The organism is Moraxella sp. CTOTU48268 (genome assembly GCF_032069585.1).
In the GTDB taxonomy this organism is placed as follows: Bacteria; Pseudomonadota; Gammaproteobacteria; order Pseudomonadales; family Moraxellaceae; genus Faucicola; species Faucicola cinerea.
In genome coordinates, this window is record NZ_DAMALV010000027.1 from 20,380 (window position 1) to 32,278 (window position 11,899).

Annotated in this window: 9 protein-coding genes and 2 pseudogenes; 5 read left to right on the forward strand and 6 right to left on the reverse strand. The window is 43.3% G+C overall.

Features of this window, described 5'->3' with window-relative positions; all coding sequences use genetic code 11:
- Positions 1–169 precede the first annotated feature (169 nt).
- On the forward strand, positions 170–2,662 hold the full coding sequence (gene gyrB / locus RT143_RS09160) for a DNA topoisomerase (ATP-hydrolyzing) subunit B (RefSeq protein WP_313092605.1): 2,493 nt from the start codon (positions 170–172) through the stop codon (positions 2,660–2,662).
- 95 nt (positions 2,663–2,757) lie between these two features.
- Entirely contained in the window at positions 2,758–3,348 is a 591-nt protein-coding gene (locus tag RT143_RS09165; protein ID WP_219334071.1) for a manganese efflux pump MntP, read from the forward strand.
- 540 nt (positions 3,349–3,888) lie between these two features.
- Here the strand turns inward: RT143_RS09165 and RT143_RS12320 are convergent.
- Positions 3,889–4,269 (reverse strand): annotated as a pseudogene (locus RT143_RS12320) (glycine zipper domain-containing protein); the annotation flags it as partial.
- Positions 4,270–4,317: 48 nt separating this feature from the next.
- A pseudogene (locus RT143_RS12325) lies at positions 4,318–4,782 on the reverse strand (hypothetical protein); the annotation flags it as partial.
- A gap of 489 nt (positions 4,783–5,271) precedes the next feature.
- Here RT143_RS12325 and guaA point away from each other — a divergent pair.
- Positions 5,272–6,855 (forward strand): glutamine-hydrolyzing GMP synthase, encoded by a 1,584-nt coding sequence (gene guaA, locus RT143_RS09180; RefSeq protein ID WP_313092618.1) that lies wholly within the window; start codon positions 5,272–5,274, stop codon positions 6,853–6,855.
- Positions 6,856–6,929: 74 nt separating this feature from the next.
- Here the strand turns inward: guaA and RT143_RS09185 are convergent, their stop codons facing one another.
- Together RT143_RS09185 and gshA are read right to left on the reverse strand one after the other, a co-directional pair.
- Positions 6,930–7,454: a disulfide bond formation protein B gene (locus RT143_RS09185; RefSeq protein ID WP_313092619.1), complete on the reverse strand. Its 525-nt coding sequence runs from the start codon at positions 7,452–7,454 to the stop codon at positions 6,930–6,932.
- A 135-nt stretch (positions 7,455–7,589) separates the two neighbouring features.
- Entirely contained in the window at positions 7,590–9,155 is a 1,566-nt protein-coding gene (gene gshA, locus RT143_RS09190) for a glutamate--cysteine ligase (RefSeq protein WP_313092621.1), read from the reverse strand.
- Positions 9,156–9,190: 35 nt separating this feature from the next.
- Here gshA and RT143_RS09195 point away from each other — a divergent pair, with 35 nt between their 5' ends.
- On the forward strand, positions 9,191–9,322 hold the full coding sequence (locus RT143_RS09195; protein WP_256999080.1) for a hypothetical protein: 132 nt from the start codon (positions 9,191–9,193) through the stop codon (positions 9,320–9,322).
- A 45-nt stretch (positions 9,323–9,367) separates the two neighbouring features.
- Here RT143_RS09195 and RT143_RS09200 read toward each other — a convergent pair whose 3' ends face one another.
- Together RT143_RS09200 and erpA are read right to left on the reverse strand one after the other, a co-directional pair.
- Complete coding sequence (locus tag RT143_RS09200; protein WP_050326054.1) at positions 9,368–9,724, reverse strand: roadblock/LC7 domain-containing protein; 357 nt, start codon at positions 9,722–9,724, stop codon at positions 9,368–9,370.
- Positions 9,725–10,119: 395 nt separating this feature from the next.
- Positions 10,120–10,452 (reverse strand): iron-sulfur cluster insertion protein ErpA, encoded by a 333-nt coding sequence (gene erpA / locus RT143_RS09205; RefSeq protein ID WP_065253985.1) that lies wholly within the window; start codon positions 10,450–10,452, stop codon positions 10,120–10,122.
- Between the two features lie 129 nt (positions 10,453–10,581).
- On the opposite strand from erpA, the gene RT143_RS09210 reads away from it, so the two are divergent.
- Positions 10,582–11,899 (forward strand): ABC-F family ATP-binding cassette domain-containing protein (locus RT143_RS09210; protein WP_313092624.1); only part of this gene is annotated, 1,318 nt, incomplete at its 3' end.

Genomic DNA, 11,899 nt, shown 5'->3' on the forward strand with positions numbered 1-11,899 from the left:
ATCACTATTTTGCCTCTCACAAGCAGGGATATTCAGTGACTTTTCCCCTAAAATTTGCTACAATAAACCCTTTATTTTTCGCCAAAAAACTAAGAAAAAAATCAACGATTTTGACCATAAAATCGAGTATGTTCTGACGTTTTTGCCATGCAAAACTTATGGAGTCATCATGACTGATACATCTGCGAATGTAGCCGATCAGACACAACAATCTATTACCCAATCAAGTCATCAAGAAAATAAAGCTTATGGTTCTGACAGTATCCGCGTACTTCGTGGCTTAGAAGCCGTCCGTGTACGCCCTGGTATGTACATTGGCGACACCGACGATGGCACAGGTTTGCATCATATGGTGTTTGAAGTGGTAGATAACGCCATTGATGAAGCCTTGGCGGGTCACTGTGATCAAATTGACATCATCATCCACGAAGATGAATCGGTCAGCGTCAAAGACAATGGACGCGGTATTCCTGTCGATATTCACCCAGAAGAAGGGGTGTCAGCCGCGCAGGTTATTATGACGGTCCTGCATGCGGGCGGTAAATTTGACGACAACAGTTATAAAGTATCAGGTGGTTTGCACGGTGTTGGTGTGTCAGTGGTTAATGCCTTATCAAAAAAACTGGTGCTCGATATCTGGCGTGATGGCTACCACTATAGCCAAACGTATGCCGATGGTGAGCCCGTAACCCCTATTGAGCAGCTTGAAGCCACCCAGCAAACAGGCACACAAGTGCGTTTTTATCCAAGCGATGATATTTTTACAGGCACGATTTTTGATTTTGAAATTCTCGCCAAGCGCTTACGCGAATTGTCGTTTTTAAACTCGGGTGTGCGCATCGTATTGACGGATGAGCGCGATGACAAACGCCATGAGTTTGAGCACGTTGGCGGTCTATCTGAGTTCGTTCATTACATCAATGCAGGCAAAACTGGGCTAAATGACGTGTTTCATTTTACCAGTGAAGAAAATGACGGTATCAGCGTCGAAGTGGCATTGCAATGGACAGATAGCTACAACGAAAAAGTATTATGCTTTACCAACAATATCCCGCAAAAAGATGGCGGTACCCATCTTTCTGGTTTTCGTTCGGCATTAACACGCTGTCTAAATAGCTATATGGATAGCGAAAACTTGATGAAAAAAGAAAAAGTTGCGGTAACAGGTGACGATGCGCGGGAAGGTCTAACGGCGATTATTTCTGTCAAAGTACCTGACCCAAAATTCTCAAGCCAAACCAAAGACAAACTAGTATCAAGTGAAGTCAAACCAGCGGTTGAATCAGCCATGCACGATAAGTTTAGCGCTTACTTGCTTGAAAATCCCAATGCTGCCAAAGGGATTGCTAGTAAAATCATCGATGCCGCCCGTGCAAGAGAAGCGGCGCGTAAAGCTCGTGAAATGACTCGCCGTAAAACGACACTTGATATCGCAGGTCTGCCAGGCAAACTTGCTGATTGCCAAGAAAAAGATCCTGCGATGTCAGAGCTGTATATTGTGGAAGGGGACTCGGCAGGCGGTTCTGCCAAACAAGGGCGTAACCGTAAGATGCAGGCGATTTTGCCGCTGAAAGGTAAAATTCTAAACGTAGAACGTGCGCGTTTTGATAAGATGCTATCGTCGCAAGAAGTGGGTACCTTGATTACCGCATTGGGTACAGGCATCGGGCCTGATGAGTACAATCCTGATAAATTACGCTATCACAAAATTATCATTATGACCGATGCGGACGTGGATGGTTCACATATTCGCACCTTGCTCCTGACGTTCTTTTTCCGTCAAACCCCAGAACTATTAGAACGTGGTCATATTTATATTGCGCAGCCACCCCTGTATAAAGTGAAAAAAGGTCGCCAAGAATTGTATGTTAAAGATGATGAAGCGTTAAAGGCCTATTTGTTGTCGTCAACCATTGACGATACCCAGTTGCATTTGAGTGAAGGTACGCCTGCGGTAACCGGGCAAGCGCTAGAAACCTTGCTCAATGATTATAACCAAACTCAAGTCATCAAAAACCGTTTACAAATCAAATATCCAAGCGCCGTATTGGATGCGTTGGCAATCACCAGCAAACTTAGCATACCAATGATTGAAGATGAAGGGCAAATGCGAAATTGGCTAGAAGCGTTAGCGCAGAATCTAGCAGTGACGGCAGACGGATTACAGCCACAAATTGAATTAGAGTCCTTTAGCAAACAAGAAGGCGATCATCAAAAAACCTATTATCTACCGCGCGTGACGATTTTTATCCATCAGTTGCCACACGCCTACTTATTAGATACCGCATTTATTGGTTCAGGTGAGTATAGCCGTTTGCATCGCTTGACCAGCCAGTGGAAAGACATGTTGTCAGATACCGCTTATATTGCTAAAGGTGATAAAAAACTGCCGATCAAAGACATGGGTTATCTATGGCAATTTATTATGAGTGATGCGCGCCGTGGTTTAGCGATTCAGCGTTACAAAGGGTTAGGAGAAATGAACGCTGATCAATTGTGGGAAACCACGATGGATCCAGAAAACCGCCATATGCTAAAAGTCACCATTGAAGATGCGATTGCTGCTGACCATTTATTCTCGTGTCTGATGGGGGATGATGTAGAGCCGCGTCGTGCCTTCATTGAGGAGAATGCGTTAACGGTGACTAACTTGGATATTTAACCCAATTTTAGGGTCGTGTTTTAATACAATGGAAACCACCTTATGTTGTAATAAGGTGGTTTTATTTCAGCTTGAATTTTTAAAAGAGATATCACATGATTGCTTTATTACTGCTAGCGATAGCCTTATCGATGGATGCCTTTGCTGTGGCGATTGGATTAGGTGCCAAACACCGCCAAGATACGACCAAAATTGCGGTTATGGCAGGCGTATATTTTGGCGTGTTTCAAGGCTTAATGCCTTTGATTGGTTATCTCGGTGGACGTTCAATCCTAGGATTTATCGCAAATTGGGCGCCTTGGATCGCGTGCATTATTTTGGTGGGGCTTGGTGGAAAAATGCTGTATGAAGCCTTATCTGGCGATGATGAAGATGCGACATCACAAGATTCCACCCCACATAATATTGCTTTAGATATCGCCAATGATGCCAATGTCGTCATCACGCATAAAACCATGACTACTTTAGCGATTGCAACTAGTATTGATGCAATGGCAGCCGGATTTACCTTAAATTTAATCCCAGTTAATCCTTATGTATCCTGTGCAGTAATTGCCGTGGTAACAGGGATTTTTAGCTTTATTGGCGTATTTATGGGCAAGCAATCAGGTACATGGTTAGAGAGTAAGGCTGAAATTTTTGGTGGGCTAGTGTTAATCGGTATTGGCATCAAAATGGTAATTTAATAGACCAGCTTTTTTAGCTTTGATTTTAACAGTTCAAATAAAAAAGACTTTCAAATTAATGAAAGTCTTTTTTTATTTTAAGCTAACTTAATCGAAAGATTAACGCTCAATACGATACCATGCATCACGGGCTGCTAGGCGAGCTTGGTCCCAAGTCAAACGTGAATTACCTTTGAATTGCTCCCAATCATTGCGTAAGTCATTTTCAACACTTTCAAACTCATTAGCGGTATTGAAATGATGACGGGCACGATAACCATAATCATACGCTGAGCGATAGTCGGTATCGTAATCATAGCCTTGGCTATAGTAAGTCGTTGTATTGTAGTTATTGCGCCAGTAGGTATCTTCTTCTGTATTACCTTCAAGCGTATTTGCTACGGCATTACCTGTGGCTGCACCTGCTACGGCACCAATTGCACCACCCACTACTGAACCTACGGGACCACCTACAGCACCAATCGCTGCGCCTGTAGCGGCACCGGCTGCCATACCTGTACCACTGGCAACAGGGTTAGCTTCTTTACGCTGTTCGCCTGCTTCAGTTGGATTGACTGCTTCACCGACTTCATGACCTGCTGCCCCACCAGCTACAGCGCCAATCGCGCCACCCACTAAGGTACCGACAGGACCCGCTACTGAACCAACGGCTGCACCGGCTGCGGCGCCACCTAGTGCCCCAGAACCACTGGCAACTGGGTGAGGTTTTTCGTAAGCATCTTCAGCGGTGGTAGGATTGACTGCTTCACCGACTTCATGACCTGCCGCGCTACCTGCTACCGCGCCGATAGCGCCACCCACTAAGGTACCAACAGGACCGGCTACTGAACCAACGGCTGCACCTGCTGCGGCACCACCTAATGCACCTGTACCAGTAGCAACAGGATGACCTTTTTCTTCACCTTCTGCATAGCCATCCACCGTACGAAGACGTGGTGAATATTCCTGACCAGCAATACGCGCGTCTGTTCTATCCCAACCATCACGAATAGCTTCTTTGGCATCTTCCCATGCAAGACGTGAATTACCTTTTACTTCATGCCAGCTACGCTCAAGGTCTGATTCAACACTGTCAAACGTTGTACCGGCTGGGTATTTTGCACGATTGGCATAACCGACGGCATAAGCTGGTTGATAGTCAGTGGTATAATCATAACCATCTTTATAGTATGTTGTTTGTGAATAGGTATCGTTCCAATAAGTATCTTCGACAGTTGGATCAATCGCTTCACCTGCGGCGTGACCTGCAGCACCACCAGCGATTGCACCAATTGCGCCGCCAATTAACATACCCAATGGACCACCAATAGCACCGATAGCTGCACCTGCAGCAGCACCACCCATACCGCCCACTGCGGTACCAATTGGATGTGAGCCTGGTTCACCAGTGATAGGGTCGCGGTTTAAGTCTGAATTATTAACATTATCTACCATGATAGTATCCTCATTTGAAGTTTTTTTATCCAAGCCATACTAGTCTTTAGAAAAAATTTTTAATATGGCTGTTATTTTTATTGTCGAAAAACGATTAAACGTGACATTAACTTAAAATGCCTAAATTAAAATCAATTTTTTCGTAAAACCGTTTTCGGTTATTACTGTTTCATAATAATAAATTTTTGCGTCTAATCTGTAGCAGTATGAGCAATTTTTTCGTAGAGTTTGGTAAACCTAAAGCCTATTAGATGATGTTTGTGTAACAAAGATAATCAATTGGTGAAAGCGATACAAAAAAAACGCAATTAATGGGCATTTATCATAGAAATTTTTTAGGGAAAATTTTTACTTAAAACATTCATATAGCTATTTTCACCCTATAAAAATCAGCAGATAAAGCCATTAATTGATACAATACACATAAATTTTTGAAACCTGTTAGCATCGGTTCAGTTAAGCTATTTACCTAAATTTAAAGAGGCTTGTATGTCAACATCCAACAACTCAATCAAACAAGACCGTATCTTGGTATTGGATTATGGTTCACAGTACAGTCAACTGATTGCGCGCCGCGTGCGTGAAGCAGGGGTATTTTGTGAAATGTACCCATACGATATCGACGCACAGCGCATTCACGACTTTGGTGCAAAAGGGGTTATTTTATCGGGCGGTCCAGAGAGCGTGTATGCAGAAAATAGCCCAAAAATTAATGACGCCGTATTTGATATCAATGTGCCTGTACTAGGCATTTGCTATGGTATGCAGGCGATGGCAGATCGGTTTGGTGGCAAAATTGAAGCCAGTAGACACCAAGAGTTTGGCGCTGCTACCATTGAAAAAACTGCTCAAGATAGCTTTTTTAAAGGCATTGAAGATGAGCCCAACAAATTACACGTTTGGATGAGTCATGGCGATAAAGTTGTTGAGTTACCTGCAGGCTTTGAAGTGACTGCGATAACGCCAAGCTGTCCAATTGCTGCGATGGCAAATGAAAGCAAGCATTATTATGGGGTGCAGTTTCATCCAGAAGTGACCCATACGCTGCAAGGTGAAGCATTGATTAGCCGATTTGTACACCAAATCTGTGGCTGTGCCAATGCGTGGACGCCGGATAACATCATTGAAATGCGCGTGGCGCAGTTAAAAGAACAAATTGGCGATGAGCAAGTATTGTTGGGACTTTCGGGCGGCGTAGATAGCTCAGTAGTAGCCGCACTGCTTCATAAAGCGATTGGCGAGCAGCTAACCTGTGTGTTTGTTGATAATGGTTTGTTACGCCTACATGAAGGCGACCAAGTGATGCAAATCTTTGCTGAAAATATGGGCGTTAAAGTCATTCGCGTGGATGCTGAAGAACGTTTTTTGACCGCATTAGCCGGCGTTAGCGATCCAGAAGCTAAACGTAAAATCATTGGCAAAACCTTTATCGATGTGTTTGCAGATACCGCACGTGAACTGTCGGGTGAGGGCAAAGGCATTCAATTCTTGGCACAAGGTACCATTTATCCCGATGTCATTGAATCTGCAAAAAGTCACCAAGGCAAAGCGCATGTAATCAAGTCGCACCACAATGTCGGTGGCTTGCCAGACGATTTGCAGTTTAAACTCGTTGAACCCTTACGTGATTTGTTTAAAGATGAAGTGCGTAAGCTCGGCGTGACATTAGGGCTACCTGAAAAAATGATTTATCGTCATCCTTTCCCAGGTCCAGGTCTAGGCGTGCGTATCTTGGGTGAAGTGAAAAAAGAATATGCCGATATTTTGCGTCAAGCCGATGCCATCTTTATGCAAGAGCTGGAAAAATCTGGTTGGTATGATAAAACTGCACAAGCGTTTGCGGTGTTCCAACCTGTAAAATCAGTGGGCGTGGTCGGTGATGGTCGCCGCTATGCGTGGGTGATTGCGTTACGGGCAGTTGAAACCATCGACTTTATGACAGCGCGTTTTGCCCATTTGCCGTATGATTTGATTGAAACAGTGTCCAATCGCATCATGAATGAAATCAAAGAAGTATCACGTGTGACCTACGATATCTCAAGTAAGCCACCAGCGACCATTGAATGGGAATAAAGCGACTAAAAAAGCTAATAAAAAAGGCGATTGATTATCGCCTTTTTTATGGGGTTAAACCACGACCGATAGCGTTATCGAGTATTGCTTTGACGTATCGCCAAAACAATCATCACCAATAAAATGCTAAAAAACCCCAATGATAATTCTGGGATACTAAAGCCTAAAAACGTCCAGTCAATCACCGCACACTCGCCAGAACCTTTAAACACTTCTTTCAACACTTGGGCAATCGGCAACGTATCCATCCAATAGTCTAACCCAGGACCACATGAGGGGACTTGGTCAGGTGGCAAATGTTGAATCCATACATGGCGAATCGCCACAGCAATTGACCACAAAATGCCGAGCAGCGCGCCACCCATCAACAAAATTTTTGCCCAAGCTTGTTTTGGATTGAGCAAAAAGGCGATAAATGCAAAAATCCCCATCACAATCAAACCCACTCGCTGAAAGATACACAGCGGACACGGGTCTAATTTTACCACCCCTTGTAAATAAAAATAGGCGAAACTCATGCCAATAATGCTGGCTAACGTCAATAGTCCTGCCAGTCCGCGATAACTTAACAAGCTGTGGGTCAATGAAGCATCACGCATAAAACAACCATCAAACAATTTAGTGAAAAAGAATTAAGCCAAACCATAGCGCTTAGAATCTTAGAAATTTAACCCTATAAAATAATCAGCGCAACGATACCTGCTAACTGGCACCTGATAACTAGCACCTACTAATTAACGAAATTGACCCACATACGCATAAAAATCTTGTGTGTCATTCTGCTCGATATCGGCTTGCTCACGCACAGAGTTTTTGGCAAGCTGCTCAAAGTAAGTCATTTGCTCAGGGAGCAATCCTTGATGTCTTAGACGATTGGCATGCATTTGCGCCAGTGACTTACCAAACTGCCAGCTACTATCAAAGCGTTCGGTATCGGCTAGCACTTGCGCTGATAGGGTGTTGTCTGGATTTTGCGCTTTTGCCATCATTGATTGCCACGCGTTGCGGTAATCATTGCTACCATAGGTGACATCTAAGAGTTCTGATAGCTTACGCATACCGAGCAAATGCTGTACTAGCCAGTCTTTAAATGCGACTTGCCCCGCCATTGTATCAATCATTAGGTTTGGCTCGCGCCCTTGATTGACAATTTTTTCTTGGTTTTGAGCAAGTAGGGCATCTTCATCGGGCAATAGGTCAGGACTATCCAGCAATAGGCAGTACAACGCCAAAATTTCCATAAAACAGGCGGTATTTAAGCTGATACCGATTTCGCTGTACGGATCTAAGTCAATCGCTCGGAGTTCAACATAAGCGATCCCGCGCTTGGCTAAGGCATCACTGGGGTTTTCGCCAGGTTGGGTAATTTGTTTGGGTCGAATCGGGCTATAGTACTCGTTTTCAATCTGTAAAATATGGTCATTGATTTGAATGGGATAGCCATTGTCGTCATCGAGTCCCAACGCGCTAAAATTAGGATGCGGTGTATGGATGGCATTACGCAAACCCGCCACATATTCATCAAGACTGTTGTAGCGGATATCTAAATCATCTTGTACGCTATTTTGGTAACCCAGTTTGCCCATACGCAGAGAGGTAGCGTTGGGTAAATAGTAAGTTGATGCGTTCATTGGCTGTAGCGGATGCTCGCGACCCTTTAAAAAACACGCGCACACGGCAGGACTTGCACCAACCAAGTACAGCACCATACCACTTAGACGCTTGAAGTTACGAATCAGACCCAAATATTTTTCATTTTTAAATTCAGTTAATGACTGGGTATCACCTAACTGCTGTTGCCAAGCGGTGAATAAATTATCACCAAATGATAAATTATAATGCAATCCAGCAATGGTCTGCATACGGCGACCATAGCGAATGCCCAAACCGTGACGATAGAGGGTTTTTAGTCTACCTGAGTTTGAGGTGCCATAGTCTGCCAGCAAAATATCTTCATCGTCCGAAATCATACAAGGCATCGACATCGACCAAAACAGCTCGTCATCGGTCAAAGCATTTTGTACCACAATATGCAAATCACGCAGCATATCAAGCGCTTCTTTCACCGTGGGTTTTGGCTCAGTAATTAGCTCTAACAAGCTTTCGGCGTAGTCAGTAGTGATAAAAGGATGAGTGAGTTTTGAGCCAAGCTTTGCTGGATGTGGGGTAGTGGCAATATATCCCTCAGGGCTCATACGTAAGCCTTCTTTTTCAATACCCCGAAGCATGCCATGAATGTTTTCAGCGGTCAGCCAAGTAGGTAGCTGCAAAGAAGTACAAGTTTGAGGCGCTTGAGTCATAGTTATCCTAATATTATTTTAAATTGTGTGAAATTATGCCACCAAATTTAGGCAAACACTATCAAAATATCGTGATGACGAAATTACCAATTGCGATATTCGCCAAACGTAAAAAACCCACAGTAAATACCGTGGGTATGATAAAAACTATCGTATTACTCGATTAACTGGTAATTTTTACTTGACATCTGTCACTTTTAATGAAAAAGGCATTAAGAGAAATCCAATTCAGTTTCAAACCCTTTTAATTCATGACGCGCCATGGCTAAGTTTGATTTTTGACGATCAAGTACTAGGTACAAGAATAGGTTTTCGTTACGGACTAGCGGACGGATTAAGTGATATTGTTTACTTAATGTGATTAGGATGTCTTCGATATTATCATTAAGGTTTAAAGCTTTAGAAGCTTTACGTTTTGCACGTACTACTTCAGTGTTTCCCGCTGCTGCAACTTCAAGGTCGATACCATTACCCGTTGTGGCAAGGGCTAGACCTGATTCGCTGTCAACCAATGCAGCTGCAATAAAACCATCGATGTTATTGAGTGAATCTAAAGATAATTTAGCCATGATAAGCTCCTTGGTATTATTAAATTAATAATAAAGATTGCTTAATAATCATTGCTTAGCTAACAAACTTAAATCATTAACACATTTAACGTTAAGTAATTAACAAGAATAAATTAATGTCAACCTATATTAGGGTACTTGATGATAACACTTAGGTGTTATTACGCTGTAGATCACACCATTATTATGGATAAAGGCTGACAACACAAATAAAATCTGATAAACGCTGAAAAAATGTAGATGATTTTGTTGAAAGGTAACAAATACAGGATGAATGAAAATTAAAAGGCCAAACTTAACAGTTACTGACTATATTTAAGCCATAATTTAAGCTAAAGCCTTTTAATCATTCAAATGAACTGGGTAAAGAAACCCAGTGAAATTAGCCAGTAAAGCTAGATAGAAAATGACGAACCACAACCACAAGTCGTGGTGGCGTTTGGATTGTTGACGGTAAAACGCGAGCCTTCCAAGCCTTCCACATAATCAATGGTTGAGCCATGTAGATATTGGTAGCTCAAACTATCAACGACCAGTGCTACATCATCGTTGCTAAAGGTAGCATCATCATCGCCCAAGTTTTCTTCAAAATTAAAACCATACGAAAAACCTGAACAGCCACCACCCGTCACATATACCCGCAGCATCAAGTCGTTATTGCCTTCTGAATCACGTAGGTTACGCACTTTTTTGGCAGCATTATCGGTCAAGGTCATGCCATCAACCATACTATCAGTTACGGTATCACTCATTGGGGTCTTCCTTATAAAACTTTTTTCTTATTATGGGGTGCTTGCTTTATACTATCAAGAATTTTCCCATTTAATTTTAGTCAAATTTTGAGTTTTGAGCCGATTATGATAGAACTAAAAGATGCCAGTATTCGCCGTGATGGGCGGATATTATTTAAAGATGTTAATTTGCAAATCCATCCAGGTTGGAAAATCGGGTTAACAGGCAACAATGGCACAGGTAAATCCAGTTTTTTTGCGACGCTATTGACCCAAAAAGGCGAAGGCGAATTGGCACTTGACACAGGCAGTCTATCGGTTCCAAACAGTTGGCAAATCGGTCATATGGCGCAAGAGATTGAAAGCACTGACCAGTCGGCGATAGATTTTGTGTTGAGTGGCGACAAAGAATACTTTGAGCTGCAAGATAAGATTAACCATTCAGATACCTTGTCAGAAGATGAACTTGCCCATGTGCATGCGCGCTTTGATGATATCCATGGCTATAGTACCCCTGCAAAAGCCTCCCAAATCATGACAGGACTTGGGTTTAATGTTGCTCAAGAAAGCCAACCTGTGAGTAGTTTTTCAGGGGGCTGGCGTATGCGCCTAAACCTTGCCAAAACCTTAATGAGCCGAGCGGATTTATTGTTGCTTGATGAACCGACCAATCACTTGGATTTAGATGCCATCTTGTGGCTTGAAGAATGGCTCAAAGCCTATGATGGCACGTTACTCATGATTTCGCATGACCAAGCGTTTTTGGATAATGTAGTGAGCAATATCTTGCACATTGAAAACCAACAAATGACCCTTTATACAGGCAATTACAGCACCTTTGTGCGTACCCGTAGTGAACGCCTAGCCCAGCAGCAGCAACAGTTTGAAAAACAGCAAGAAACCCGTGCGCACCTTGAAGATTTTATCCGCCGTTTTAAAGCCAAGGCCTCCAAAGCCAAACAAGCGCAAGCCCGTGTCAAACAGCTGGAACGGATGACCGAGCTAGCACCTATCATGGCGGACAATCCGTTTCAATTTCGTTTCAAATCCCCTGTACAATTAACATCGCCATTATTGGTGCTAGACAATGCCAGTGTCGGCTACAACGGTGTCGCACTTATCGAGAATATTCGCCTACAAATTACCCCTGACAGCCGTATCGGTCTGCTAGGGATGAATGGCGCAGGCAAATCAACGGTCATCAAAGGCTTGGTGGGTGAGTTGCCTATCTTGGCTGGGACGCGTAAAGCCGCAGATAGTTTGGTACTAGGGTATTTTAACCAACACCAAATGGATAGCCTCGATGGCGAAGCATCACCCATGTTGATGCTACAGCGTCTCGCAGGCAAAACCTCAGACGCTGATTTACGCGCGTTTTTAGGTAGTTTTGACTTTCGCGGTGAGCGCATTGATACCAAAAGCAAGTTATTCTCTGGCGGTGAGC